The organism is Paramesorhizobium endophyticum (assembly GCF_014640615.1).
Lineage (GTDB): Bacteria > Pseudomonadota > Alphaproteobacteria > Rhizobiales > Rhizobiaceae > Paramesorhizobium > Paramesorhizobium endophyticum.
Window position 1 is genome coordinate 1 of the sequence record NZ_BMHH01000027.1, and the last position, 25,240, is coordinate 25,240.

A 25,240-nucleotide genomic window follows, 5' to 3' on the forward strand; every position below is an offset into this window, starting at 1 on the left:
AGCCATCATACGCCCGTCCGTACCCGCATGTACGAGGCAAGGCCGCGGCCCTGCTCGTATGCATACCCTTCATGCTCTCATGGAACATGCCAGCCTTGATCGCCTCGATGATGCCGCGGATCTGCTTCTCGATCTTGACCAGTTCCGCTTTCCAGGCATCGCCGCTGGAGCGGCGTTCCCGGTTCAGCCGGTTGGTTTCCTCGGCATAGGCGCGCATCGCCTCCTCAACGATCTCAGGCGCCATCATCCGATCCTTCAGGCCGGAAAGCACGCGGGCTTCCAATTCCTCACGCGGGATCGTGCGGCTGTTTGAACAGGCGCCCTTGCTGATGTGGTTCGAGCAGGCGAACCGATGAGCGCCGCGAAGCGAGTAGGGGCCTCCGCAGCAGCCACAGAACACCAGGCCGGACAGTAGGGACTTCGGGCGACGTGTGCTGTTCAGACGGTTCTTTTTGTGGTGTTTGCGCACGGCTTCGGTGACGTTTGCAAACTTCTCGGCGATCTCGCCCTGCCGGACACGAACCGAATGCCAGAGTTCGTCATCGACCATGCGCAGCTCCGGGACATCCTTGATGATCCATTCCGATTCCGGGTTCAGACGTGAGACGCGCTTTCCGGTCGATGGATCTTTGATGTAGCGAAGCCGGTTCCAGATCAGACGACCGATATAGAGTTCATTATTCACCAGTCCAGTGCCGCGCTTCACATGGCCCCGGATGGTGGTGTCGCTCCAGAGCTTGCCAGCTGGACCGGGGACACCTTCCTCGTTCAATGTGCGGGCGATTGTACGCGGACCCACGCCAGCGGCGAACTCCCGGAAGATGCGCCGGACAACATTCGCTTCGGCTTCGTTGATCTCGCGATCACCACGAATGGGATCGCCGCGCGCATTGAGTTGCTTGATGACGTTGTAGCCGAAGCATAGCCCCCCACCTGACTTGCCTTCCTCGACGCGGCCACGTATGCCGCGATGGGTTTTGGCGGCAAGGTCTTTCAGGAACAGCGCGTTCATCGTGCCCTTGAGGCCGACATGCAACTCACTGATCTCGCCCTCGGACAGCGTGACGATGGGAACGCCAGCGAATTTGAGGTGCTTGTAGAAGGTGGCGACGTCAGCCTGGTCACGACTGATACGGTCGAGCGCTTCCGCTAGCACAACGTCGAAATGGCTTGCCTGCGCATCCTGAATGAGTGCCTGAATGCCGGGGCGCAGGATCATACTTGCGCCGGAGATGCCAGCATCCTTGTAGGTTCCGACGATCTTCCAATTCTCGCGCTTCGCCTGCTCGCGGCAGATGCGCATCTGGTCTTCAATCGATGCCGCGCGCTGATTGTCGGAGGAATAGCGGGCATAAAGTGCAACGCGGGTCATCGGTTGTCTCTCCTAGGCTACCTTATCCATCCGGCTTGGCCGGATTAGCACCTCGGCCGAGATGCCGAGGCGGATATGCAATTGCCGGATCATGTCGATCGATAGGCTGCGCTTGCGGTTGAGCACGTCTGCAACCCGATTGCGCGGTCCGATCATCGGCTCCAGATCTTTGCGGGTCAGTCCCTGTTGCTCCATGCGGAAGCGGATCGCCTCTACCGGATCAGGTGGATCCATAGGATAGTGCTTCGCCTCATAGACGTCGATCAGCGTTGCCAGCACATCCAAGCGGTCACCTTCTGGCGTGCCGCTCTTGGCGCCCCACAGCCGTTCGACATCGGCTAGCGCTTCATCGTAATCCGATTCCGTGCGGATCGGTTTCAGATCAGTTGCCATGTTCGATCTCCTTCACGTCGATCCTGTCATAAGCCTTGTGCGTGCCGAGCCACTTGATCCAGACGATACTCTTCTCAAAGTCCGCCGACACGATGAGGCGGTAGTCATTGCCCTTGATGTTGAAGACGATCCGCTCGGCACTGACGATGCTCGCCGTCGCATAAAGTCGCTTCACATCGGCGGTGCTCACCCACTCCGCCTTGCTGACTTCGTCGAACCAGGCATCGAGTGCAGCCTTTACGGCCGGCTGCTCTTTTTGCCCCGCGAGGCTTTCGACAAATTCGCGCAAAGTACGGCGGGCAATAATCCTCATCTGTCACCTTTATCACGGGACCAAAACGGTCTCAAGAAAAAACGGCATCAGCCCGGTGCAGGGAGCTGGCACCGGGTGAAAATGCGTACATGTCGCTTGCCAGCGAGGCCGGCAGTTGAACCATCAGGGCGAAGAAAGGGGCTTCACGTGCTGTTGTTTCTGAGCCTTGCGCTCGAACTGCTCGCGGGCGATCTGGCGGCCGATCAACCGAGCGATGGACTGGATCGCTGCGTCGGTGCGGGCAAGCTCGTTCCGGCCCATTTCCTGTTCGGACGAGGGCGAAATAGCATTGTTGCTGATCCTGTTCCGCTTAACTGCCATTGTCTCCATAATTCCATGCCCGGAAAGGGCAGGGGACATGGAAGCGTGGGTAATCCCCCCGCCAATTAACGGGCTTCAAAAGTAGAATTTTCTCGGGCTTTATGATCGAGGAGATTTTGATGAAGACGAGCAGATTTAGCGAACCCCAAATTCTTGCGATCCTGCGCCAGGCGGAAGGCGGGGTCCCTGTGTCCGAGATATGCCGGGAACATGGGATGAGCACGGCCGCCTTTTACAAATGGCGGGCCAAATACGGCGGCATGGATGCGTCGATGATCAGCCAGATGAAGGCTCTGGAAGACGAGAACCGTCGGCTCAAAAAAATGTATGCCGAGATGAGCATGCAGGCTGAGCTTCTGAAGGAGGCACTCGGAAAAAAATGACGCGGCCATCTATACGCCGGGAGATGGCCGGGAAAGCAGTGGCGTTGCGTGGGGTAAGCATTGCGCTTGCCTGCCGCACCTTTGGTATCAGCGAGACCTGCTATCGTTACAGCGCCAAGCTGAACGACGAGAACGAGCAGATCGCCGACCTGCTGATCGGGCTGACTATAGCCAAGAAGAGTTGGGGATTCGGCCTATGCTTTCTTTACCTGCGCAATGTCCAGGGACATCGCTGGAACCACAAGCGTGTCTACCGCATCTATCGCGAGCTGGAATTGAACCTTCGGATCAAGCCACGTAAGCGGTTGAAGCGCGACAAGCCCGATGCACTGGCCGTGCCGGATGCGCCGAACCTGGTCTGGTCCATGGATTTCATGGCGGATCGTCTGGAGGATGGCAGGCAATTCCGGGTGTTGAACGTTCTGGACGACTTCAACCGCGAAGGGCTGGGCATCGAAGTGGATTTCTCGCTGCCGGCCGAGCGCGTCATCCGCAGCCTGAACCAGATCATCGAATGGCGCGGCAAGCCATTCACCATCCGAGTCGACAATGGCCCGGAATATATCAGCGGCAAGCTGATGAAATGGGCTGCGAACCAGGGCATTGCCTTGAACCACATCCAGCCAGGAAAGCCGCAGCAAAATGCCTATGTCGAGCGCTATAACCGCACTGTCCGGCATGAATGGCTCGACCAGTACATCATCGAAAGCATCGAGGAGGCACAGGAATTCGCCACGCAATGGTTATGGACCTATAACAATGAACGGCCCAATATGGGCATCGGTGGCATAACGCCCGCACAGAAACTGAAAATGGCCGCGTGAATTCTACTGCGGAGCCCGTTAAAAATGGGGGGATTACCCGTGGAATGCCAAATTGAGGAAGGTCTCGCGGCACTCCGTGCGGTGAATAGGATGCCTTGGCGTAGAAAAGGGATGGGGCACACTGAGGCGGAGAGAGGGTGAGTGAGGCCCATATGCTCAATTCGTACTCGGTCGAGTTCGAATCGGTTCCGGTCGATTGGTCGTTTTTGACCCTGCGTAGACGTAGCTTATGGGGCATTAGACGACCGCTATCCATAGCACTCGATTCGAGTAATCGAGGTACCTGAACTTCGAATCCAGAAAGCTTAACGAGCGGAAAGTAATGGGTCGGCAACTGCTGGGCCGTCATCCGCTTTAAAGCGGACATTCACTTTAGACGGGCTGACTTGCGTTACAACAGCGTTCAAGAAACATCTTATTCCTTTTTGTCTTGTAGCAAAGCTATAATCTCCTCAAAGTCGGCAGCGTCTACTGAGAACATCTCTTTTATGCGGGCATTTTCTACTTTGTCGCGAATTGTATCCCACTCGTCCGTAGCCACTCTAGTGATCTCCGAAGATAGGGTGGAGTAGTGCTCAATGGTGGCGAGACGAGATGAGTGTCCTGCATCGACCGCGAGCGCAAGTTGGTAGGGATTATTAAAACCTTGGCGAACTAGCTGTGGCAAAAAGCCAAGCATCGGCGACACCGTTTTCTCGGTCTCAGCGGTTAGCTTCTGCGCAACTTGGCTGAGCACACCACATAGAAACCCCATATCGGGCGCAACGCGGAGCACTAATCGACGCGCGCGTTTTGCTTTTTTGTCCGCTTTTGTAGGCCGTGCGACAATGCCCTCATGAGCCGCCACAAACGCCGCGATGTCCGCCTCCATTTTTTCCAGAGTGTCTCCGGCAAACCAACACTGCAGCGCAAGGCGGGTCCCTTCAATGCCGATAGTTCTTTGATCGGGTAGGCTTTTCTGGGCAGTAAACGCCCGACCGAAGACTCTGCCCATGGCATCGGGTCGCAAGAAAAAGTCTGTGTCGACATCGTCGGCGCTCAACTGCGCTAACATCCAATCTATCCAGGTTGACGCCTCTAGAGCGTCAGCTGGCGCTGTTTCGTATGCTTTCACCAGCTTCCCGATGAAACTAGGCGATGCACCGGTTTTGGCCGCCAACTCTTCTTGCCATGGCAACCCATCTTGTTCTGCATTCTCACTCAAGTGCTTTGTAAGTGTGGCTTTTCGCTTCTCTAGCCAGGCATCCGCTTCAGCAACACCCTTTAAACGACGTTGGAAATAGCCGAACGTACGCTTCGACAGTTTTTCAAAGGTCTCGATGCCTTCTCGCTCTTCACCAAGCGAAACCGCCAGCCTACGCAGAAGGTAGTCAGCATCACTACCAGCAACGCCTCTCGTCTCAATTATATCGAAGAGAACGGTAAGTGGGTCGGCAAGTGGGAGACATTGATCGCCGTCCGCGAAGACGAGTTGAAGATCTCCGTCGTACTCCACATACTTAGTCGTCAGATCGCACCAAGTCGGCTGTCCCGGTATTACGATGGAATAGCCAGTAGCCGCTTGCCCAGCCCGCCCGGCACGACCGAGGGCGTTCAGAATTTCGTGTGGTTCCAGGTTCGACCGTCTTTTCTCTTCTGGATCGCTTTCATCGAGTCGATCCATTGAAGCTAAAATCACAACGTCACAAGGAAGATTAAGTCCCTGTGCAAGTGTAGATGTCGCAGCAAGTACCTTCAGCTGGCTATCGCGGCGACGGAACAAACCTTCCACCAGACGTCTTTCGGTAGGCAACAACTCGCCATGGTGAACTGCAGCGATCATTGTTCCGGCATCGTAAAGTGCGGCCTCTGAGCCTAACTCTTTAACGGCGGTTTCTCGAAACTCGTTTTGTGTATCGTCCCGTTCGCTTTCGAACGCTTCCGACTTTTTGTTCAAAGCGTTGGCAACGCTGCCGCAGGTCACGATGCTTTCACAGAAAACAATTACCTTTAAGCCGCTGTCCGCGAACCGCTTAGCGATTGTCGCAGCAACTTCGTAGCGATTTGACGTTAGATATGGACCTGCCCTGCTACTCCCGTATCCCAAAGGAACCGGGTCCGGAGTCAATGGGCGCAGCAGCAATCTATCTGGAGCATCCGGATGCCAACCGCTTGATAGCGAGAACATGCCATACGGTCGAGCGGCTGGTCTCTTATTGGGTGGGTCACCTCTTAGGGATTGCTTTTGATCCGTTATCTCCGCTTTATCATACAGGACACAGCTTCTGAGCTGACGCGTCGGTTTCCATTTGTAATCGAATGCTTTGACACTACGTCCGACAATAGATTGCAGCCAGTCCGCGACTTCCTGGCCGTTGCTTACCATTGCGGAAAGCAACAGATAATCGGCGCCAGAGTTGATTGATTGAAACGTCAGCAAACAAAGCATTGCGTCGATAGACCGGCGATCGATCCTTGTATGCTCTACGCCTGCATCCGATAAATTCACACCCAACAAGTGAAATTCGTCAAATACGAGAAGACCGACATTCTTAAAAAGTTCGGGCGCGAACGTTAGAAGAGCAAAACACCTTTCGGGCGTAGCGACAGCGATATCGGGAAGGCTTTCGGCGGTGGCCTCCACTCCGACATCTTCGATACTTTCTGCCTTGGCTAAGCCGACAACTCTCTCATTAAGGTCATTTTGAACCTGACCTACCAGAGCGTGTGTCGGTGCTAGGTACAGCACGGTCTTACCTGTAGCCAAAGTCGCAGCAATCTTCAGGGCAGCGAGAGTTGTCTTCCCCGACCCCGTAGGGGTGGTCATGACTAAAGAATTGCCCTGATCCAAATAGCCAGTTGCTATCGCGTCTCGATGATTTTCCCAAAGGAAGGGCCATCGGCCTGCTTCGCTCTTTAGCCACTCGCCCCAGCTAGCTTGGTCTGCACCTGAGGGCGACGGAGTGAGAACAAGTACATCCTGCCCGAATGAGCTCGCCGTTCGTTCGAGAAGCGCTGCCAAATGGTATGGCCCGGCGAAAACTGACGTCGCGGAGAAGTTTTCGATTGGCCCTGCTGCGGTCGTTTCTTCGATCGCAAATTTCTGGACCTGTCGAAAACTGGCTAGAGCATTTTCGATGCCCTCCAGCCCTGTTTCCCCCAATCCAACGGAAGCCAGCACTTGCAGAGCTCGCAGCAACTCTCGAAATAGCAGGTCTGCAGCCAAATCAGTCGGATTGGATGTGTCCAGAGCTTCTTGCTCGGCATCAATCTCGAGCAGCGATCTGAACTGACCACGGGCAAATCGACCGATAGCCAAAATCAAGGCGCGGCGGATCGCGTTTGGCTCACGGGCCGCACTAATCTCTCGAGACGCTTCATAAGCATCGGATGATCGTTGTGCGATTAAGAAAAGAAGTGATGCGGACAATTCCGCGCCTACCATTCTGTCATTAAGTGCCGTCGGCGCATCTGCGCTCGCGAGGAGCCTTGAAATTTGTGCCAGGACTTGCCTTGCCGAAGCGGCCACGAAAGCAATGGATCGGCGGCGAGCACTTTGCACATCGAGAACGATTTCTGCTTCGTATGCATCCGCGAGCCTGCTCATGCGATCGGCGAGTTGAGACAGGTTCTGTAGCTGCGGATTATCTGTTCCCATGGCCAACCTGGTTGCAGCAATGTCTACGTACGCAGCGGTTAGCTCATCGACCAAGTTCGCAGGGTCGAGACCAGGCAGCGGTGCGGCAGAACGAACGAACTCTGCGGTGACAGGATCGAACATTGTTAAACCGCCATCGACTGAATTTTTGCGACGACTTGAGTAGCTAGATCGTCAAGGTATTTCCGAACATCCTTCATTGGCATTACTTCGGCCAAACGAGCGGTGACCTCACCGCCGGCATTGTCATCGAACCCGTTAAATAAGTGGCTATATGCGTCGTTCTGAATCTGGTCGTCTCCTACGGTGAGGGCGACCCTAAAATGTCGGGCTCGTTCCCAAACCAGACGAGCGATCGCCAATTCCCGATCTTCCTCCTGGAGAGAGGAGAGCAGCGGTGTGATAGCATCTAGGACTTCGATATCCCTGTTTCCCGCTATGATCGATTTGACGTCCGGCCATATACTGGAAGTGACAAGGCCACGCGGGCTTATTGACGCTTTGTCTTCGCAAAGGACAACCCGCGATAATTGAACGTTCGCGATGTCAACATCCACCAGAACCCCATCGAAACCCTTGTCCGCCTTTCTAACATGAGGCGGGGTCGCTTCCGCCGTGGGAAATTGAAGTCGGGCTGCGATCCAAGAGATATGCTGAAATAGTAGGCCGTCTCGATGTGACATGCGAGCGTCCTGTTTCTTTTTCGCTGACTCCCTTATGTCGGCGTCCGCACTTTCCAAGTCGGCAACAATGTCTGAAATATCGTACAGAAGTAAGTCGATGGCACCCTGCTTAGCGTTTCCAAACAAACCTATGGTACCTGGTTCGAGCCCCTGCATGATGCGGAATGAATGAAGCGGTTTTCGCAGGTAGAGCCAAGCCAAGGCGTCTACCAAAACATCGTATTGATCTACGGACCACTGCGTGAGCACACAAACGTTATTGTCCTCAGCTTGTAAAAATCCCAGAGGCATACGGTGGTATCTCCCAGAGCCCAAAGTCTATACGAATCGACAGGTCGCTGTCGGACCGTAGCACGTTCATGTGCGGGAAGGGTAAGCAACCCCATGCAGACAATCCTATTACGCCAAGAAATTATTGACAGTAAATCGGTCTAGCGAAGAGCGGCGACTGGATCCGATAGCTATTCCCTTTGAGCGTCTTGAAGCTGTGATTCCGCTCGCGGCCCCATATCGGCCGTTCATCGGCGTGTAACGGGAAACTTACTTATGAATTTCTTCGAGCTTAATCTGGCTGCCGGTCCTACCTGCAAGTTCATTTAGAGGGCTATGGCGTAAACGTAGTTCTCATCATCACGTGGTGCGGCGCAGGAGTTCTACAGTATGGTGGTGCTCAGGCACTAAGGGCGTTGCCCTCGCGCCAGCAAGGTAAGTGAACCGCTCAGGGCGGTATCCCCATCCTTCCAAATAGGCTTGTGCAGGCCGGGTGATCCCCCTCCGCCCTGGCCGCCGTTGCTGTTTGCTACCCCAGTCTCGCCGACGGGCAAGGGTTCAAGAGCGGCGCTTCGCTGCTCTGAACCCAAAACCCAAAGGATCATGGACATGACGAACGTATCCGACAGCAATCCTCGCATCTATGTTGCCTGCCTTGCCGCTTACAATAACGGCTATCTGCATGGGGCTTGGATCGACGCGGACCAGTCCGGAGACGAAATCAGGGACGAGATTGCGGCCATGCTAGCGCGCTCCCCGATCAAGGAGGCAGAGGGATATGCCATTCACGACTATGAGGGCTTCGAAGGTGTCAACATCAGGGAGTATGCTGAAATCGGCACCGTGGTGCGAATGGCCGCTTTCATAGAAGAGCATGGCGCACTAGAAGCTGGCCTGCTGGAGCAGTTCGGCGGTGACATAGATCAAGCCGAATTCACTTTGCAGGACGGCTATCACGGTCAGTTCCCGAAGCTTGCCGACTACACGGAAGAAGTGACCACCGAGAGCGTCACGATCCCCGACACTCTGCGCTACTATATCGACTGGGATGCGATGGCACGTGACGCTGAGATGGCCGGCGAGTTCTTCACCATCGAGACCGCATATGGCGAGGTCCATGTGTTTTCCAACAGATGAAAAAACGGGTGGATTAGTTTCTGGGGCACTGGAGAGGAATGCTGAACAGACTTATCGGTTTAGGCGATCCACTTATCTTCTTAGTCTGGCTACACGAAGCGCTGAAGTTGCGGCAGCCTCTCCGGATCGGACGATGTCTCGCGTTGTCCGATTATGGGAGGACGCGCCATGCACAGCATAGATTGGCGTACTCCGGCGGCCTATAGACGCATTAAAGACTTTCCGCCCGCCGGTTTCGCCTGGGAATATCTTCGTCGCAACGAAGACTATCGCCGTGACGTGGTGAGACTCACGCAGAGGAGAGAACCCGCGGGAGATGAGGTTGACGCCTTTGCTTCCCGCTGGGGGGTGCGATTTCGCACACGACCCCGACGCGCAGCCTGACGGCGCACCGCCTTTCTGGTCGCCGCATTTCAATCCGCAAGCCATTATTCTGTCTCCAGTCGAGCAGAACGATGCCGATCGCGGGTGGCTTGTCGCTCTTGCACATCTCGATGGCCTGATCCTGCGCCGCGCGCCGGATGGCTGGCACGCAATCTGGCGTGTCGGTGGGATGGCGCATCAATTCTGGCTGCAACAGGGGGCGATCGATGCGGCAGCTTTCTATGCTGCAATCCTGCCCATGGACGAGTTCATGGAATTACGCGCCCATGCGGCCCGCCGCCTCTGGAGGTGCCTGACAGGCCGCTCTCCGGGGCCGGATATTCGCGCCATGCCAGCGCAGCTTCGCCAATGGCACCTTCTGTCGCTGCGGGCGCTGGACGCACGGCTGCATGGCGAAAGCTATCGCGCCGTTGCCGAAGTCCTGCTCGGCTTCCGTGGTAACAAAGAAGATTTCGAGACTGATCCGCGCAAGAACAAGGCACGTCGTCTTGTTGCCCACGGCATCAGGATGATGCGCGGCGGCTATCGGCTGCTTCTGCATTATCCGGTCAAGCCGATTCCACGATCAAAAGGCGACTGAGGCGATCTCACCGATTTCTGTTTGCTGCAGCCTGTTCCAATATTTGCCTGTAACCTTCCCGCGACAGCCATTTGGCGCGTTCCAGATGGCTCTGCCAGCATCGCCGGGTGCGAATCTCATCTGTTGCCGGATCGCGGTGCAGAACAATTCGCGCCACTTCCTTCCAGTCGGCTTCCTCGGACTTGGCGTCCAGAATACGCAGATAGGTCACAAAGTGCTGCTCGTCATAGGCGGTGATGACAAGGCCGGACGGGGCCAGATCATCCACATCGGGGTCAAGTTCGACGGGTGCTTTCACGGTTATTCCCCTTCTTTCAGAAGAGTTTCTGCGGTTCGCCCCCGCAATAAAACTCTCTGACTCCTGGTGATCGGGGAGTTAGTAACCGTGACTAGACGGCCCCATGGCCTTTAGCTGGAAAGCCTGTTGCATACGCCACAGGCTCCCCGACCATAGGGTCAAGGAGTATGGTGCCGTCACGGCCGACACCAACCGCTAGTCAGGGGTTACTAAGCCCCGGAGCAGTGCGTCTGCCCCATCTGCATTCATAGCCGAACTGCGCGCGGATGTCTTGAGCGAATCCGCATAGGCCTCCCTGAGTTGCTGAAATCTCACGTCTTTTCGCGCTGACATAGCTCCTTTCGGGGGTGCCGTCTGCGCATAGGCGCAAATGCGGCACGCTACACGCCGCCGATCACTTCCCATGGTTCGCCATAGCGCGCCGCCGTCTCCGGCAGCCGCATCAACCTGACGAACCGGAGGTGATCTCATGGCCGAGCGCCGCAACACGGAAATGCCACCGCGCATGCTGCGCACTCAGGAAGCAGCACGTTTCCTTGGCATTTCTCTTCGCACGCTGGAAAAGCACCGCACCTACGGGACCGGCCCGACCTATCGCAAGATCGGCGGCCGCGTCCTCTATACGGTCGAGGATCTTCAGTCCTGGGCCGACATTGGAGCACGCAAATCCACCAGTGACAAGGACGCCGGCACGGTCTTTCCGGCGCGTCCCCTGACGCCTGAAGAGCGGAGCAAGCTCTGAATGCGGCGCGTCGATCACCATGACGCCCTGCGGCGAGAAGGCGCCAGCGAGCGCAGCCACCTCGATCCCTTCGTGGTCGCAACCGGCGATGCCAGTCCGCGCGACCAGCGCGATCTGATGGAACGGCCATTCTTCTCGCTGGCGAAGACGCCGCGCACGAAGCCCATCCTCTACAAGACCGCCGATGTCGAGGTGCAGGTGTTCGGGATGCCCGAACATGGAATGGCGACGATCTGGGATGCTGATGTGCTGATCTGGGCTGCAAGCCAGATCGTCGCCGCCGAAAACAACGGCATCAAGACATCCCGCTTCTTCCGCTTCACGCCCTATCATCTGCTGCGCGCCATCGGGCGCGACACCGGCAACCGGCAATATCTGCTACTGAAGGCAGCGCTTGCCCGGCTGCAATCCACGGTCGTCGCCACGACGATCCGTAACGGCAAGCATTGGCGCCGCCGCCAGTTCTCCTGGATCAACGAATGGGAAGAGATGACCACGCGCGACGGTCGCGTCGAGGGCATGGAGTTTGTCCTGCCCGAGTGGTTCTACAACAGCGTCCTCGACCGTTCGCTGGTCCTCACCATCGACCCGGATTATTTCCGGCTGACCGGCGGTATCGAGCGCTGGCTATACCGTGTCGCTCGCAAACATGCCGGACATCAGCCGCATGGCTGGCTGTTCGAGATCGCCCACCTCTACCAGAAATCCGGCAGCATGGCCCGGCCATCGGACTTCGCACTGGACCTGCGCCGCATTGCTGCCCGCCAGCCGCTGCCCGGTTACAGGCTCAAGATCCTGCGCGAAGATCGCCGCGAACTGCTGCGAATCCGCCCTGAAAATCTATCCACAGTGCCTGTGGATAACATTGTGGATGCCGTCGGTACATCAGGCGCAAAGGGTATCGGTACATCAGGCGCAGCACTGTCGGCACATCAGGCGCACGAACCCCAACCAAGCCTCTGGAATGAAAAGCAGAATCCGGCTGCTAACTTAGAATCTAACATAGAATCTAACTTTTCTTCTTTGACGCGCGCGCATGGGAGGCGCGGTGCCAGTGCCACTTCCCGCCGACCTGGGAGGGGTACGCCATGATCGTCGCGCTCCTCAATCAGAAAGGCGGCGTGGGCAAGACCACGCTGGCGCTGCATCTTGCCGGAGCCTGGGCTGCGCAAGGCAAGCGCGTCATCCTGATCGATGCCGACCCGCAAGGCTCCGCACTCGACTGGTCGGAGCGGCGCAGCCATGAAGGGCTGCCAAGGCTGTTTACCGTCATCGGCCTTGCCCGCGATACTCTGCACAGGGAAGCGCCGGAGCTGGCGCGTGACGCCGATCATGTCGTTATTGATGGTCCGCCCCGTGTCGCTGGTTTGATGCGCTCAGCGCTGCTTGCAGCCGACCTGGTGCTGATCCCGGTGCAGCCATCTCCTTTCGACGGCTGGGCATCGGCCGAGATGCTGGCGCTTCTGAACGAAGCGCGCATCTATCGCCCGGAGCTGTCCCCCCGTTTTCTGCTGAACCGATGCGCTGCGCGCACTGTCATCGCCCGCGAAACGGCCGAGACACTGGCAGACCATGATCCGCCCTTGCTGGCCACAACGATCAGCCAGCGTGTCGCCTTCGCCGAAGCCGCACAGACCGGGCGACTGGTCTCCGAGACTGATGGCGGCGAACGGGCCGCAAGGGAAGTCACAGCCCTGGTGACCGAGAACAATGGTCTGGGCATCGGAAGGAGCGTGTCATGACACGTCCGCCTGTCAAATCCGGCTTCGCATCGCGTCCGGGCAATCCCGATAGCTGGGTCAGAGCTGCCGATGCGCCGACAACCGGCAAGACGGTTGCGGAGGCGTTCACCGCCCGCCTGACCATCGACATCACGCCCGAACTGCGCGGGTGCATCAAGGTTGCCGCTTTCCGGCGTGGCGTCACCGTCGCCGTGATGCTGCGCGAGCTGCTGGTCCGCGAGTTTCCACCCACCGAAGGAGATCAGCCATGACCGGCAAAACCGTGCGCGCTGCTCATGAACATCCGCAGGCGGACGGGCCTGCACCGTTCACTACATTGGTCGAACTGACCTTCCAGAAGAAGAAGGTCGAGCGGTGGATACGATTCGGCCGCAAGAGCTTCGAGCAGATCATCGACCGCCGCCGCAGTCGGATCGGTTTTGCGCCCGAAAGCATCTTCGCCTTCGTCCGCTGGGCCTCCAACGATTACGGCACCATCATTTCGCGGCTCGACATCCTGCGCGCTGTCGGGCGTGGCGAACCGTACCAGACCGTGCCCTTCGTTCGCCCTGGCGGCGAGATCCTGCTGCGTATTGACGGCTGGCGACAAGTCCAGCGGGTGCTGGCCCTGATTGATGCCGCGGACGCGTTTGGCGTCGATCCGGCGGATGTTGCGCCGGACCATTGGCGGCACGTCCACAACCGTTTGAGTGCCGGTCAGGAACCCAATCCCTACACCCCGGAGCGCCATGCCGCATGGGTCAGCCGCCGGAGGATCGCAACATGAGCCGCCGTCATATCCTTGCCGTGTCGATGCTGGCTGTCGGAACGCTTGTCGCCACGGCTGTTGCCGATCTGCCAATCCGGCTGATCTGGAATGCGACTGCCAGCGCGCCCATCGGCTTCTACACAGTTGCTCCCGCCGATGCGCTCGAAGTTCCCGAACTGGTCGCCATCATGCCGTCTGAGCCGCTGGAGCGGTTCATGGTCGAGCGCGGCTATATCGGACGCGGCGTACCGCTGCTGAAGCGCGTCCTCGGCCTGCCGGGACAGCGGGTCTGCCGCAACGGTGCGACCATTACCGTCGATCATGTCGAAATGGGGGACGCGCTGGAGCGCGACCGCATGGGCCGCGATCTGCCGGTCTGGCAGGGCTGCCGCATCATCGGCGGCGGTGAACTCTTCCTCATGAATTGGGACATTCGGGACAGCCTCGACGGCCGTTACTTCGGACCTGTTCCCGCCAGTTCCGTTATCGGCCGGGCGCTCCCGCTCTGGACCAATGAGGAAGGCGATGGCCGCTACGAATGGCGGGCGGCCACGCATGGACCCCACGCCAAACCCACAAACATAAGGAGACACACCATGCCACAGGTCGGTCAATTTGCGCGTGACGCATCCGGCTTCGCCGGTCAGCTCGTCACGCTTACCATGAAGCGCGATCTCGTCATCGTGCCCGCCGAACATTCTGATGCGGAGAATGCGCCGGACTATCGCGTCCATTACATTGAACATGACGGGCCGGAGGTCGGGGCTGCATGGAAACGCACCGGCGAAAAGGCTGGCGAATATCTCTCGGTGCTGCTCGATGATCCCGCCTTGCCGCAGCCGATCCGCGCCAACCTGTTCCGCGATGACGACACAGGCTCGTCATGGTCGCTGCACTGGAGCCGCCCGCGACCCCGCGAAGATCGGGACTAAGATCATGCGATCCCGCGCCCTTCTTCTCTTCACGGCCCTGCTGTCGGCGGGCAGCGGATTGACGCCAGCGATTGCGCAGGTCACGCCGCAACCCGCGCCTGTTACCGCGCATCCCCATGCTGCTTTCATTGCCGAGGCGTCGCAGCGTTTCGGCATTCCAGAGCACTGGATTCGGGCCGTGCTGCCTGTTGAAAGCGCGGGCGATGTGCGCGCCATCTCATCGGCGGGTGCAATGGGACTGATGCAGGTCATGCCCGATACCTGGGCGGGCCTGCGCAGCCGCCATGGCCTCGGGCGCGATCCTTACGATCCGCGCGACAACATCCTCGCAGGCACAGCGTATCTGCGGGAGATGTGGGACCGCTATGGCAATGCCGCGGCCATGCTTGCCGCCTACAATGCCGGTCCCGGTCGCTATGACGAGCATCTGGCGACAGGTCGCACTTTGCCCGCAGAAACACGCGCCTATGTCGCCACGCTCGCACCTGTTCTCGGCAGTGCAACTGCGCCCGATGTGCCGACGATCGTGCCGCCGCCACCGCCGGATTGGCGCGAAGCTCCGCTCTTTGTTGCGCAATCCAGCGGTGATTCGGCGGCGGCCAATCAGCCGTCGAACGACGTCCGCGCAACCGTTCCTCTGCGCTATTCCGTCGATCAGGAGCCGCAGGGCGGCGGCATATTCGTGGCCCGTGCGAGCAATGGAGATGCGCCATGAGCATGGCGTCTCCACGCGCTTTCGGTCCGCTTCCGGTGTGCAGTCAGGCAAGGGGTCGCCTGGCTGCATTCCCGGCAGGAAGGGCAGAAAGGGCAGGGAAGGCGGAGGGCAAGATAAAGGAAACCGGCACTCTATCGGGGCGGTTTCTGGACAAGCCCTTGTCTGCACACTGTTTTGGGGCGCGGCGCACGGCACCCTGCTTTTGGGTCTCGCGTGCCGTGATATGGCGCAAAGCCTTGGCTTTGCTGGGTTTTGACCGGCACTATAGCCGAATATCTGCCGTTTGCGTGCCTAAACGGCATGGGATGCGCCCATGAGCGCCGACGACGAGAACCGCTTTCGTCCCAGGCTAGGTCGGATCAAATCCGACTTACCGAAGGCGGGCAAGGCGAAGAGCTTTCTGACGCAGGCGAAGAAGCTGGCGCGTCAGCACAGCAACAGCCCCGGCAGATCATCATCATTCGCATCCCGGACCTCCTCGTCGCCTTCATCTGGTTCAGCCGGAAAGAGCGGGAAGGCATCGCGCGCGGGTAAAGGTCCGGGCGTCAAGCGTGGCCGTGGCTCGGCCTTTGTCCGCGCCCGAACCCTGTCAGGCGGCTGGCGCCACAGTGCGGCCGGAGTGCGCCGCGTCGTCGTCAAAACCCGGTACGTTCAGAGCGCGGGGAAGAACGGAAAAGGGGCTGCCCATCTGCGCTATATCCAGCGCGATGGAACCTCGCGTGATGGCGAACGTGGCCAGCTCTATTCCGCCACCGACGATCGCGCTGATGGAGATGCCTTCCTTGATCGCGGCAAGGATGATCGCCACCAGTTCCGCTTTATCGTTTCGCCCGAGGATGCCGCCGATCTTTCCGACCTCACCGAACACACCCGCGATCTGATGAGCCGCATCGAGGCTGACCTTGGCACGAAACTTGATTGGGTGGCGGTCAATCACCACAATACCGGCCATCCCCATGTCCATGTCATTGTTCGGGGGAAGGACGATCTGGGCGAGAACCTGGTCATCAATGGCGACTATCTCGCCAATGGTATTCGTGAGCGGGCGAGCGAACTGACCACGCTGGAACTCGGCCCCGTGACCGAGATCGAGCAGAGCCGCAAGCTGTCTGCCGAAATCGATCAGGATCGCTTCACGCGCATCGACCGCGCCATGGCCGAGGAGGCCGACGAACGGTTCCTCGATCTGCGCCATGAACCGGCCGATGCGCGCCGCCAGTTCAACCGCACGCTTCGCCTGCGCCGTCTCGCCAAACTAGAAAAGATGGGGCTGGCCACGGAACATGCACCCGGCGTCTGGGAGCTTGGTGCGAAGATGGAACCGGCGTTGCGTGAACTGGGGGAGCGCGGTGACATCATCCGCAACATGCACAAGGCGCTGAAGGCTGATGGGCAGGAGCGTGATCCGATGACCTTCCAACTTCACGATGCGGCGCCCGCGGCACCCATCACCGGCCGCGTCGTGGACAAATATCTCACCGACGAGATGGGCGAGAACCTGACGCTCGTGGTGGACGGCATCGACGGGCGAACACACCATCTTCCCGGCATTGATCCGGCCCGCGTCAAAGACGCGCGGATCGGCAGCATCGTTGAAGTTGGCCCCGCCGATACGGCGCAGCGTCCCTCCGATCGCACCATCGCTGCGATCTCCGAGAATGGTATCTACCGACCGAGCCGCCACCTAGAACAGGCGAAGTTCGAGGGACGTGTGCCTGGCGGTGATTACGACGGCTGTGTCGATGCTCATGTCCGGCGACTGGAGGTGCTGCGCCGCGCCGGGATCGCTGAGCGGATCGACGCTGACCAGTGGCGCATCCCCGATGACTTCGAGAACCGCGCCACCGCCTATGATGCCGGTCGCAACCGGCAGGCCAGCATCCGTGTCGTCTCGACCTTCGATCTGGAAAAGCAGATCGGTGCCGATGGTGCGACCTGGCTGGACCGGAGGCTGGTTACTCCCGACGCTTCGGATCTTACCCCGGCAGGGTTCGGTCAGCAGGTGCGCGAGGCGATGGATCAGCGCCGCGAGCATCATATCGCACAGGGCGATGCCACGCTGCAGCAGAACGGACGCATCCTCTATCGGCGCAATCTACTCGCCAATCTGCGCGAACGGGAAGTCGCCCGCGTCGGTGCGGAAATGACCGGGAGCAAAGGACTGCCGTTCCGTGCGGCTGCCGATGGAGAAACTCTCAATGGCAAGTTCACCGGGACAGTCCAGTTATCGAGTGGCAAGTTCGCCATAGTCGAAAAAACCCACGAGTTCACCCTTGTTCCATGGCGGTCGGTCATCGACCGCCAACTGGGTCGCGAGGTCGTCGGCGTCGTTCAGGGCGGTTCCGCATCATGGCAGTTGGGGCGGAAGCGAGGATTGGTACTGTAGCTCGCTGAAGTGAAACCTGTTCCTGCAAAACTACTTTTTGCTCTTCGTCAACCGGCGTTCGAGTTTAGCGAGCAGAACTAGGCTGGCCATCAGTAGGAGCGCTCCGTTGAACGGGTGGAATGCGAGCGCTAGCGAATTCGCCCCGGCCGCCGATGCGAACTGGACGATATAGAGTGTGAAGACCAATCCAACCCACCAGTTGAAACCACGCAGGCGCGGGATGATAAGCACACCGGCGCACAAGACTATTATCGGCAAAGACAAGCCTCCTCCAATTGCCTTGTGGATATGCCAATCCCACGCACCGATGAACAGAGCCGCTCCCGCACTCAAGAACTGACTGACTATGCCCAACGGAAGCAGCCGCGCGGATAGGACGAACCAGAGAGGCGTGCCGAGGTGGAGGTCGGTCAATGTGTCATGCACCTTTGTCATCGCTCATCCTCTCTTCGAACCGGAGTTGCCGATCCAGTTTGCGAAAGCGTCGACATAGTTTTCGCCAAGCTTTCCGAGCTCGTCGACGGAGAGCTTGTCGGCACGGTATATGACGAACGGCTCCGTCCAGATCAGTCCGCATCGGTTCGCCGTGGCGCGCAGGGGCGTGAATATGTCTGATATCGCGAACATGTTGGTCCCGCCTGGCCGATAGGCTTCGGCGGTGTTGCCGGCGGTTGCCGTGAGCATCAGCGGTGTACCCTCGAGGCGGCGCCCCTCTGCTTCGTAAGCGATATAGAACATGCGTGTGAGCACGGCATCCTGCCAGGCTTTCAGCAGAGGCGGCGTGGAATACCATTGAACTGGGAACTGCAGGACAATCCGGTCGGCTTCGAGCAATCGCGCCGCCTCCCGTTCGCCGTCGCGCCGCATGTCCATCCCGTTGGGATAGGCCTCCTGCATATCGACCACCTCGACACCCGGCAGCGCTCCCGCCCTCCTGGCAAGCACGGCGTTCGCCTTGGAACGGCTGAGATCCGGATGGAAAATAAGAACAAGAGTCTTGGTCATCATCAACTCCAATATTTTGTTGGAAAGACCATGCCGAAAGCCAGAAAATTATTCCAATCGATATATTATCTATCTTATTATTCGCGACATGAATTTGAGATCGATCGACCTGAACCTCCTTGTGATCCTCGATGCGCTGCTGGACGAGGCCCATGTCGGCCGGGCTGCCAACCGGGTTGGGCTTTCGCAGCCGGCCGCTTCGGCTGCCTTGCAGCGGTGCCGCGAATTGTTTGGTGACGAACTCCTCGAACGCGGACGCGGAACGATGCGGCGGACGGTCAGGGCGGAATCTCTTCGCGCTCCGCTCAAATCCCTGCTTGCCGGGATCACGGAACTCGTCGATCCGCCTGAGCCACCGCTTGAGGAGATCAGGCAAACCCTGCGTCTTTCAATGGCGGATTATCCGGCGCTCTTCGTGTTGCCGCCGCTTCAGCGCGCTTTACAGACTTCAGCGCCCGGCATAGATCTGGTGATCTTGCCCTGGAACGGAGCGGACGCCGCACGGGCTGCACTGATCGACGGCACGATCGACATCGCTGTTTCTGTCTTTCCAGGTGACGATAACGATATCCATCGCGATATTCTGCTGAACGAGCACTACGTCGTTGCGTTTCGAGAGAGTCATCCGGCGGCGGACGACTTCAATCTCGACCGATGGTTGGATTTTCCGCACATTCTCGTTTCAGGCAGAGGCGAAGGATGGGGGCCGTTGGACATGGAACTTGCCCGGATCGGGCGATCGCGACGTGTGGGCTTGGTGGTTCCATCATTTGGAATGGTTCCTGAACTGCTGCGTGGCTCTGACATGATCGCGATGCTGCCCTCGCGTGTTGCCTTGCTGGCCGACGACCTCACTATTTTGTCGACGCCGATCACTGTGCCGGGGTTTGCGCTGCACCTAGCGTGGCACCGACGGCGGGCAAGGGATGCGGGATTACAGCACGCCGTGGATTTGGCGAAAGGATTGCTGCGTGTTTGAGCTTCGCGATTTCAGGCTTAATTGGCTGCGTTGAACGGTTTTCTGTCCTTCTCGCAAGCGCAAAAAATCCGCAACTGTCGAAATATCCTTCTCAACAAACGATAGAATTCGAGTTGAGAACTTTCATGTCGAGTCCCGCAGCAACAACCGCCACATCATCTTCAGCATCCGATCAAAAGCCGCGCATTGGGCATCTCAAACTGGCCCCGTGGCTGGCGTGCGCCGCCGTGATAGGCGCGGTCGCTTACACGGTTTCGAACTGGGGTGCGTGGACAAGCAATCGACCGATGCAATCTACCCAGAATGCCTTTGTCAAATCCGAGCCTGCGATATTGAGCGCACGCGTCGGCGGCTATGTCAGGGGTCTTCCCGTCACGGATTACCAGACGGTCAAAGCCGGAGATATCATCGCCGAAATCGAGAGCGATGATTATGCTGTGCGCGTCCAAGGGGCCGAAGCATCGCTCGCAAAAGCGCAAGGTGTGCTCGACAATCTCGGCAATGAGGAAGCCCAACAGCGCGCCGCGATTGAGCAGGCCGTGGCGTCGCTTCATGCTTCGGAAGCGCGCCTTATACAATCCCAGCAGGATTTCGACCGTAAAAGCCGGCTCGTGACCAATGGCACTGTCTCGGGAAAGTCCTTCGATGACTCAAAGGCGGAACTGGCCTCAGCGAAAGCTTCCCGCGAGGCGGCAGTGGCGGCCTTGACTTTTGCGCGAAGACAATTGGACACGCTGGCAGGGCAGCGCGCTGAGCGCAGGGCGGATCTCGATGCCGCCGGAGCCGCTCTTGCGTCGGCAAAGCTCGAATTGGGTTACACCCGGATCATCGCACCTTTTGACGGCACGCTTGGCCGGCGCAGCGTTCAGATCGGCAGCCTTGTGGGATCAGGCACGCAAATCGTCACGATCGTACCTCTCACCCGGCCTTATTTGATTGCAAACTACAAGGAAACGCAGCTCAGGAATGTCCGGGCCGGACAACCGGTGGAAGTCGCTATCGATGCCCTTCCCGGATATAGCTTCCAGGGACGCGTCGAGCAGATTGCCCCCATGAGCGGCAACGAATCGTCTCTTATCCCGACAGACAACGCAACGGGCAACTTCACCAAGGTCGTTCAACGTATTCCGGTGCGCATCGAACTTGAGCCGGGGCAGACGGACCTTGATCTCTTGAGGCCAGGCATGTCCGCCGAGGCGCGGATCGATACGCTCGGGGCGAAGGTGGCCGCCTATACCCGTGAAATTCGTACCGTGACAAAAGAGACCTACGCCGATGCAGTTCGATAAGGTCTTTTCGATCTCACATCTCTGGCGCGGCGCCCAAGCGCCAAATCCTGCGCTGACAGTGGCGGTCGTTTTCATGGGCGCGTTGCTCACCACATTGCAGGGCCGGCTTTTTTCCATGTCTCTCGCGGACCTGAGAGGAGCGTTCGGTCTCGACATGATCGAAGGGGCTTGGCTGAGCACGGCGATGAACGCGGCGCAGCTTTTGTCCATGCCCGTTACTGTCTGGCTAATGCTGATTTTCGGGCCGGCGCGCGTCATAATGGTGCCCAGCGTGACGATCGCACTTGCGACCGTGATAATACCCTTCGTGCGCAGCTATGACCTGCTCGTTTTGCTCCATGTCATCGTTGGGTTGTGCCTGGGAACTTATCTCCCGCTGACGATTTCGCTGGCGCTGCGCAGCCTGAAGCCTCATTTCTGGCTTCTGGCGATGGCAGTCTACAGCCTGCGGGCTTCATTCGGAACCGATGTTGGTGTCGGACTGTCCGGCATCTATGTCGATGTGATCGACTGGCGGTGGGTGTATTGGACTGCCTCGCTCGCCGGGCCTCTCATCGCGTTCATGGCCTGGAAAGCGCTTCCCCTGACGCCGATAGATTACGACAGGCTGCGGAACAGCGATTGGGGAGGTATGGCGATGTTCTGCTTGGGGCTGGCCATGCTGTTTGCAGGATGCTCTCTCGGCGAGACTCTGGGATGGTTCGATTCCGGCGTGGTGACAGCTGGCCTGGCAGGTGGCGCGATTCTGCTGGTGATGTCCATTGTGAATATCGCTATGAACAAGGACGCATTCGTCGATTTCAGCGCGCTTGGAAACCACAACGTCCGCACCGCGCTCCTGATTGCCTGTCTTTATGGGGTCCTGATGGCGCCGACGTCGGTTCTGATCCCGAATTTCCTTGCCACGATCGGCAAGCTGAAGCCGCTCCAGACCGGATCGGCCGCTATCATCGTCTTCGGCACCTACCTGACGATGACGCCGATCGCCGTGTGGTTTGCACGGCGTGTAGACGCACGACTGCTGCTGATCGCAGGCTTGAGCATCATTGTCTTCACTTCAGCCTGGTGCGGCTCCAGCATCAGCAACGAATGGGGGACCGACCAATATATTCCAGCCCTCATCCTCTTCGCCATCGGGGAGTGCCTGACGCTTATGGGCATTATCCCGATCATCGTCGTCAACATGAACCCGGCGCACGCGGCGGCTATCGGGGTCTTTGCTCCTCTCGCGCGCATTTTCGCACCGGGCGTAGCAAGTGGCATCATATCACTCGTGTTGCGGCTTTCGTTGGATACCCACAGCGTTATGCTGAAGGCTGGTATCGAGGCTGGGCAGCCTGCTGTTGTCCAGCGCGCCGCAAGCGGCGTGTCAGGCGTCGCTTCCGTCGTTGCGCGCGAGGCGGCTGTCCTATCCTATGTGGATGGGTTCTATCTCGTCTTCTGGGTGGGAATTGTCGCCTTGCTCCTCGCCGCCACCCTGCAACGGGCGCCGGTTAACCCCTTGATGCCACCGAAATCCGCATGATGCGTGGCCGTTTCTCTGCAAATCATGGCCGGTTCGCAGCAGCCAAACTGCGTGGAGCGTGATATGTTGCGAAAATTGGGAATGGAGAGGAAAGCGGCGTTCAGACGAAAGCGTTGAGGTATCATCGATGAGCATTCCGGTTCTTCCCCCTCATGATTATCCCGATACTATCGCGCGCCCCGTCGTCGGTCTGAAGGTCGAACTCGCTTTTGCCGGCGAGACAGAACCGCACAAGCACCGCAAGGACCAGTTGCTCTATGTCATCGAGGGGCTGATCACGGTCGAGGCTGAGCAAGGTGTCTGGACGGTCCCGCCGCAATGCGCCATCTGGATTCCGGGCGGGCTCACGCATTTTGCGAGGGCGACCGGCCAGGTGTCGATCGGGAACCTCTATGTCGAGCCCGACGAAAGCCGCAGCCAGCGGGGAGATTGCGGCATTCTCTTCGTCCAACCTCTCCTGCGCGAATTGATACTGCGTTTCGTCAACGAGCCGCACAGCTACCCGGAGGGAGATATCCGCGAGACGCGCCTGGCGTCGGTCTTGATGGATGAGCTTGAGAGAGCGCCGGTGGAGCCGTTGCGTCTCCCTATGCCCTCGGACCGAAGATTGAAGCGGCTGGTCGATACGCTGATCGACGATCCTTCAATCAGGCTGAATCTGGAAGAGTGGGGCGCCCGTGTGGGGGCGAGCAATCGCACCCTGACAAGGCTGTTTCAGCGGGAGACTGGCATGTCATTCGGCCGCTGGCGGCAGCAATTGCATGTCGGCCTTGCACTTCAAAGGCTGGCGGATAACGAATCCGTAACGAATATCGCAATTGACCTCGGATATGAGAGTCCGAGCGCATTCATCGCCATGTTCCGGCGGATGCTCGGCACGACTCCGGCCCGCTATCTCACCGAGACGGTAACCGACATGAGTGGCAGCGGCAAAGAGGATGTCATCCATATCTGCGGCGACCGATGCCCTCACAACAAGGTCCCGCCAGTAGGTAATGTGGTGCCGCTCTCTCGCAAACGCGGCACCATTTAACGCTGCAATCCGGCAGCAGGCGGATCCGCATCAGCAATCGATGAGTAGGTTTCGACGCACGCCGGATGTGCCGTTTCTTAAAGGAAAGGCTGACAACCTGCTTAGCAGGCATTTCCCCTCAATCTGACAGCAACGCATGCCACCACGTTTTGTCTCTTTGGCGTGATCAACATATTATCTGGCTTGATCGTCCCATGTAATGAGAATCAATCGCAGATAGCTGGTTTTCCGTTATCGGGAACGGGGCTATCACATGAGAAGCAAGCAATCTCCGTCAATCGCAAGTGTCGTTGCAAATCTCTCTCTAAGCCGATTGCCGGTTCAAAGAGTGGACTTCCCCTTCAAAAGTGGAGGGCTTCTGTTAGATAAGACTGACAGGAGACATAGAGTTGAAGCAGCGAGAATTTACAGAAGAGTTCAAACGCGAAGCCGTTCGGATTTTAACGACGAGTGGTCGAAGCATTTCATCGGTTGCCGAGGACCTTGGCATTGGCAAATCAACACTTGACCGCTGGCGTCGTAATTTTGCTGAGAAAGATTTGCTCTCCGGTCCGCATGAAGACATGAGCCAGGAGCTTGCTCGGCTTCGCAAGGAAAACGAACTTCTGCGCCAGGAACGAGATTTATTAAAAAAAGCGACGGCCTTCTTCGCTCGGGAGACAAGTCGATGAAGTTTGCATTCATCGACATGGAGAAGGCCCACATGTCTCTGTCACGGCTTTGCGCTTTCGCAGGCGTCAGTATCAGCGGTTATTATGCATGGAAGCATCGTTTGCCCAGTCGTCGCCAACTCGACGATATGATCATTCTGGCTCACATTCGTAATCAGTTTGAGTTGTCACGTGAAACTTATGGCAGCCCTCGAATGCATGTTGAACTGAATGAAGAAGGTATTCGAGCAGGACGTCACCGCACGGCGCGACTGATGCGCGAAAACGGTCTTAAAGCCCGGCAGAAAACGCGCTTCAAACGCACAACCGACAGCAATCATGGTGAACCCGTCGCTCCCAATCTTCTGGATCAGGACTTTACCTGTAATGGACCGGATCAGAAATGGGGTGTCGATATCAGTTACATATGGACCGCCGAAGGCTGGTTATATCTGGCAATCGTTGTCGATCTGTATTCTCGTCGCATTATCGGCTGGGAAGCGCGGGATCGGATGAAAAAGGATCTGGCGATAAGTGCTTTAAAGAAAGCTATTGCAATCCGGCAACCAAAGCCGGGGCTGATCCAGCACTCGGACAGGGGAAGCCAATATGCCAGTTATGAGTATCGCAAAATCCTCAAAGCTCACAAAATGCTTCCATCCATGAGTGGAAAAGGAAATTGCTATGACAATGCAATGGTGGAAACCGTCTTCAAAACGATCAAGTCGGAACTGATCTGGCGCACTGTATTCCAGAACAGAAATGACGCAACCACAGCCATTGGCGAATATATTGACGGGTTCTATAATCCCGTGCGCAGACATTCTGCCCTCGGGTATAAATCGCCGATCCAGTTCGAGATCATGAACCGGAATTTTGAGACAGAACCTCTCCACTAA

General features: G+C 58.0%; 26 protein-coding genes and 1 pseudogene. 18 read left to right on the forward strand and 9 right to left on the reverse strand.

Annotation, left to right across the window (positions count from 1 at the left end; translation table 11 throughout):
- From IEX53_RS21000 to IEX53_RS21015, 4 genes are all read right to left on the reverse strand, one after another.
- On the reverse strand, positions 1-1,372 hold a 1,372-nt coding region (locus tag IEX53_RS21000), incomplete at its 3' end, for a recombinase family protein (protein WP_210311679.1).
- 12 nt (positions 1,373-1,384) lie between these two features.
- On the reverse strand, positions 1,385-1,765 hold the full coding sequence (locus IEX53_RS21005) for a helix-turn-helix domain-containing protein (RefSeq protein ID WP_188826145.1): 381 nt from the start codon (positions 1,763-1,765) through the stop codon (positions 1,385-1,387).
- A complete protein-coding gene (locus tag IEX53_RS21010) occupies positions 1,755-2,078 on the reverse strand; it encodes a type II toxin-antitoxin system HigB family toxin (protein ID WP_188826146.1) in 324 nt (107 codons plus the stop codon). The genes IEX53_RS21005 and IEX53_RS21010 overlap by 11 nt, the downstream gene beginning before the upstream one ends.
- 123 nt (positions 2,079-2,201) lie before the next feature.
- Positions 2,202-2,399, reverse strand: coding sequence for a hypothetical protein (locus IEX53_RS21015; RefSeq protein ID WP_210311680.1), 198 nt, complete (start codon positions 2,397-2,399; stop codon positions 2,202-2,204).
- 119 nt (positions 2,400-2,518) lie between these two features.
- Here IEX53_RS21015 and IEX53_RS21020 point away from each other — a divergent pair.
- Positions 2,519-3,606 (forward strand): IS3 family transposase gene (locus tag IEX53_RS21020; RefSeq protein WP_188826148.1). Its coding sequence is split into 2 segments (ribosomal slippage): positions 2,519-2,774 and positions 2,774-3,606, totalling 1,089 coding nucleotides; the frame shifts between segments, so codons are not numbered across the junction.
- A 415-nt stretch (positions 3,607-4,021) separates the two neighbouring features.
- Here IEX53_RS21020 and IEX53_RS21025 read toward each other — a convergent pair.
- Positions 4,022-7,366, reverse strand: a complete 3,345-nt coding sequence (locus IEX53_RS21025) for a DEAD/DEAH box helicase (protein ID WP_188826149.1) — start codon at positions 7,364-7,366, stop codon at positions 4,022-4,024.
- 2 nt (positions 7,367-7,368) lie between these two features.
- A complete protein-coding gene (locus tag IEX53_RS21030) occupies positions 7,369-8,217 on the reverse strand; it encodes a hypothetical protein (RefSeq protein ID WP_188826150.1) in 849 nt (282 codons plus the stop codon).
- 588 nt (positions 8,218-8,805) lie between these two features.
- Between IEX53_RS21030 and IEX53_RS21035 the strand changes: the two genes are divergently transcribed.
- The 3 genes from IEX53_RS21035 to IEX53_RS21040 all read left to right on the forward strand — a co-directional run bounded on the left by IEX53_RS21035 (position 8,806) and on the right by IEX53_RS21040 (position 10,297).
- Complete coding sequence (locus IEX53_RS21035) at positions 8,806-9,333, forward strand: antirestriction protein ArdA (protein ID WP_188826151.1); 528 nt, start codon at positions 8,806-8,808, stop codon at positions 9,331-9,333.
- 168 nt (positions 9,334-9,501) lie between these two features.
- Positions 9,502-9,717 carry a transcriptional regulator domain-containing protein gene (locus IEX53_RS24050; protein ID WP_236016303.1) on the forward strand — a complete coding sequence of 72 codons (216 nt, stop codon included), beginning with the start codon at positions 9,502-9,504 and terminating at the stop codon, positions 9,715-9,717.
- Complete coding sequence (locus IEX53_RS21040; protein ID WP_308429164.1) at positions 9,656-10,297, forward strand: DUF2285 domain-containing protein; 642 nt, start codon at positions 9,656-9,658, stop codon at positions 10,295-10,297. The genes IEX53_RS24050 and IEX53_RS21040 overlap by 62 nt, the downstream gene beginning before the upstream one ends.
- A gap of 7 nt (positions 10,298-10,304) precedes the next feature.
- Here the strand turns inward: IEX53_RS21040 and IEX53_RS21045 are convergent, their stop codons facing one another.
- A complete protein-coding gene (locus IEX53_RS21045; RefSeq protein ID WP_188826152.1) occupies positions 10,305-10,595 on the reverse strand; it encodes a DNA -binding domain-containing protein in 291 nt (96 codons plus the stop codon).
- A 469-nt stretch (positions 10,596-11,064) separates the two neighbouring features.
- Between IEX53_RS21045 and IEX53_RS21050 the strand changes: the two genes are divergently transcribed.
- The 9 genes and pseudogenes from IEX53_RS21050 (at position 11,065) to IEX53_RS24055 (ending at position 17,860) form a co-directional block, all read left to right on the forward strand.
- Positions 11,065-11,337 (forward strand): helix-turn-helix transcriptional regulator, encoded by a 273-nt coding sequence (locus IEX53_RS21050; RefSeq protein ID WP_162694273.1) that lies wholly within the window; start codon positions 11,065-11,067, stop codon positions 11,335-11,337.
- Complete coding sequence (locus IEX53_RS21055) at positions 11,338-12,429, forward strand: replication initiator protein A (RefSeq protein WP_188826153.1); 1,092 nt, start codon at positions 11,338-11,340, stop codon at positions 12,427-12,429.
- Entirely contained in the window at positions 12,426-13,079 is a 654-nt protein-coding gene (gene parA / locus IEX53_RS21060) for a ParA family partition ATPase (protein ID WP_188826154.1), read from the forward strand. The genes IEX53_RS21055 and parA overlap by 4 nt, the downstream gene beginning before the upstream one ends.
- Positions 13,076-13,330 (forward strand): hypothetical protein, encoded by a 255-nt coding sequence (locus IEX53_RS21065; RefSeq protein WP_188826155.1) that lies wholly within the window; start codon positions 13,076-13,078, stop codon positions 13,328-13,330. The genes parA and IEX53_RS21065 overlap by 4 nt, the downstream gene beginning before the upstream one ends.
- Positions 13,327-13,845 carry a DUF2840 domain-containing protein gene (locus tag IEX53_RS21070; RefSeq protein WP_188826156.1) on the forward strand — a complete coding sequence of 173 codons (519 nt, stop codon included), beginning with the start codon at positions 13,327-13,329 and terminating at the stop codon, positions 13,843-13,845. The genes IEX53_RS21065 and IEX53_RS21070 overlap by 4 nt, the downstream gene beginning before the upstream one ends.
- Positions 13,842-14,384, forward strand: a pseudogene (locus tag IEX53_RS21075) (S26 family signal peptidase); the annotation flags it as partial. The gene IEX53_RS21070 and the pseudogene IEX53_RS21075, both read left to right, overlap by 4 nt.
- A gap of 105 nt (positions 14,385-14,489) precedes the next feature.
- Entirely contained in the window at positions 14,490-14,759 is a 270-nt protein-coding gene (locus IEX53_RS21080; RefSeq protein WP_236016309.1) for a DUF736 domain-containing protein, read from the forward strand.
- Between the two features lie 4 nt (positions 14,760-14,763).
- Positions 14,764-15,474, forward strand: coding sequence for a lytic transglycosylase domain-containing protein (locus tag IEX53_RS21085; RefSeq protein WP_188826157.1), 711 nt, complete (start codon positions 14,764-14,766; stop codon positions 15,472-15,474).
- 880 nt (positions 15,475-16,354) lie between these two features.
- On the forward strand, positions 16,355-17,860 hold the full coding sequence (locus tag IEX53_RS24055; protein ID WP_505815914.1) for a DUF3363 domain-containing protein: 1,506 nt from the start codon (positions 16,355-16,357) through the stop codon (positions 17,858-17,860).
- 30 nt (positions 17,861-17,890) lie between these two features.
- On the opposite strand, the gene IEX53_RS21095 is transcribed toward IEX53_RS24055, so the two are convergent.
- Both IEX53_RS21095 and IEX53_RS21100 read right to left on the reverse strand, forming a co-directional pair.
- Positions 17,891-18,295 carry a DUF6220 domain-containing protein gene (locus IEX53_RS21095; RefSeq protein ID WP_188826159.1) on the reverse strand — a complete coding sequence of 135 codons (405 nt, stop codon included), beginning with the start codon at positions 18,293-18,295 and terminating at the stop codon, positions 17,891-17,893.
- A 3-nt stretch (positions 18,296-18,298) separates the two neighbouring features.
- On the reverse strand, positions 18,299-18,868 hold the full coding sequence (locus IEX53_RS21100; RefSeq protein ID WP_236016304.1) for an NAD(P)H-dependent oxidoreductase: 570 nt from the start codon (positions 18,866-18,868) through the stop codon (positions 18,299-18,301).
- An 85-nt stretch (positions 18,869-18,953) separates the two neighbouring features.
- On the opposite strand from IEX53_RS21100, the gene IEX53_RS21105 reads away from it, so the two are divergent.
- From IEX53_RS21105 to IEX53_RS21125, 5 genes are all read left to right on the forward strand, one after another.
- Positions 18,954-19,844 (forward strand): LysR family transcriptional regulator, encoded by an 891-nt coding sequence (locus IEX53_RS21105; protein ID WP_188826179.1) that lies wholly within the window; start codon positions 18,954-18,956, stop codon positions 19,842-19,844.
- Positions 19,841-21,133 carry an HlyD family secretion protein gene (locus IEX53_RS21110; protein WP_210311681.1) on the forward strand — a complete coding sequence of 431 codons (1,293 nt, stop codon included), beginning with the start codon at positions 19,841-19,843 and terminating at the stop codon, positions 21,131-21,133. Before IEX53_RS21105 ends, IEX53_RS21110 begins: the two co-directional genes overlap by 4 nt.
- The gene (locus tag IEX53_RS21115) at positions 21,120-22,658 is read left to right on the forward strand and encodes an MFS transporter (RefSeq protein WP_188826160.1); all 1,539 of its coding nucleotides are present in this window, start codon (positions 21,120-21,122) and stop codon (positions 22,656-22,658) included. Before IEX53_RS21110 ends, IEX53_RS21115 begins: the two co-directional genes overlap by 14 nt.
- A gap of 127 nt (positions 22,659-22,785) precedes the next feature.
- A complete protein-coding gene (locus IEX53_RS21120) occupies positions 22,786-23,691 on the forward strand; it encodes an AraC family transcriptional regulator (RefSeq protein WP_188826161.1) in 906 nt (301 codons plus the stop codon).
- 383 nt (positions 23,692-24,074) lie between these two features.
- Positions 24,075-25,240, forward strand: a protein-coding gene (locus IEX53_RS21125; protein ID WP_188826181.1) for an IS3 family transposase whose coding sequence is annotated in 2 segments (ribosomal slippage) — positions 24,075-24,342 and positions 24,342-25,240 — 1,167 coding nt in all. Because the reading frame shifts where the segments join, the coding sequence is not laid out codon by codon here.

What these genes read in the sequence shown, in the direction of transcription:
- IEX53_RS21005 (WP_188826145.1), bottom strand. Translation starts at nt 1,765, where the DNA reads ATGGCAACTGATCTGAAACCGATCCGCACGGAATCGGATTACGATGAA.
- IEX53_RS21010 (WP_188826146.1), bottom strand. Translation starts at nt 2,078, where the DNA reads ATGAGGATTATTGCCCGCCGTACTTTGCGCGAATTTGTCGAAAGCCTC.
- IEX53_RS21015 (WP_210311680.1), bottom strand. Translation starts at nt 2,399, where the DNA reads ATGGCAGTTAAGCGGAACAGGATCAGCAACAATGCTATTTCGCCCTCG.
- IEX53_RS21025 (WP_188826149.1), bottom strand. Translation starts at nt 7,366, where the DNA reads ATGTTCGATCCTGTCACCGCAGAGTTCGTTCGTTCTGCCGCACCGCTG.
- IEX53_RS21030 (WP_188826150.1), bottom strand. Translation starts at nt 8,217, where the DNA reads ATGCCTCTGGGATTTTTACAAGCTGAGGACAATAACGTTTGTGTGCTC.
- IEX53_RS21035 (WP_188826151.1), top strand. Translation starts at nt 8,806, where the DNA reads ATGACGAACGTATCCGACAGCAATCCTCGCATCTATGTTGCCTGCCTT.
- IEX53_RS24050 (WP_236016303.1), top strand. Translation starts at nt 9,502, where the DNA reads ATGCACAGCATAGATTGGCGTACTCCGGCGGCCTATAGACGCATTAAA.
- IEX53_RS21050 (WP_162694273.1), top strand. Translation starts at nt 11,065, where the DNA reads ATGGCCGAGCGCCGCAACACGGAAATGCCACCGCGCATGCTGCGCACT.
- IEX53_RS21055 (WP_188826153.1), top strand. Translation starts at nt 11,338, where the DNA reads ATGCGGCGCGTCGATCACCATGACGCCCTGCGGCGAGAAGGCGCCAGC.
- parA (WP_188826154.1), top strand. Translation starts at nt 12,426, where the DNA reads ATGATCGTCGCGCTCCTCAATCAGAAAGGCGGCGTGGGCAAGACCACG.
- IEX53_RS21065 (WP_188826155.1), top strand. Translation starts at nt 13,076, where the DNA reads ATGACACGTCCGCCTGTCAAATCCGGCTTCGCATCGCGTCCGGGCAAT.
- IEX53_RS21070 (WP_188826156.1), top strand. Translation starts at nt 13,327, where the DNA reads ATGACCGGCAAAACCGTGCGCGCTGCTCATGAACATCCGCAGGCGGAC.
- IEX53_RS21080 (WP_236016309.1), top strand. Translation starts at nt 14,490, where the DNA reads ATGAAGCGCGATCTCGTCATCGTGCCCGCCGAACATTCTGATGCGGAG.
- IEX53_RS21085 (WP_188826157.1), top strand. Translation starts at nt 14,764, where the DNA reads ATGCGATCCCGCGCCCTTCTTCTCTTCACGGCCCTGCTGTCGGCGGGC.
- IEX53_RS24055 (WP_505815914.1), top strand. Translation starts at nt 16,355, where the DNA reads ATGAGCCGCATCGAGGCTGACCTTGGCACGAAACTTGATTGGGTGGCG.
- IEX53_RS21095 (WP_188826159.1), bottom strand. Translation starts at nt 18,295, where the DNA reads ATGACAAAGGTGCATGACACATTGACCGACCTCCACCTCGGCACGCCT.
- IEX53_RS21100 (WP_236016304.1), bottom strand. Translation starts at nt 18,868, where the DNA reads ATGATGACCAAGACTCTTGTTCTTATTTTCCATCCGGATCTCAGCCGT.
- IEX53_RS21105 (WP_188826179.1), top strand. Translation starts at nt 18,954, where the DNA reads ATGAATTTGAGATCGATCGACCTGAACCTCCTTGTGATCCTCGATGCG.
- IEX53_RS21115 (WP_188826160.1), top strand. Translation starts at nt 21,120, where the DNA reads ATGCAGTTCGATAAGGTCTTTTCGATCTCACATCTCTGGCGCGGCGCC.
- IEX53_RS21120 (WP_188826161.1), top strand. Translation starts at nt 22,786, where the DNA reads ATGAGCATTCCGGTTCTTCCCCCTCATGATTATCCCGATACTATCGCG.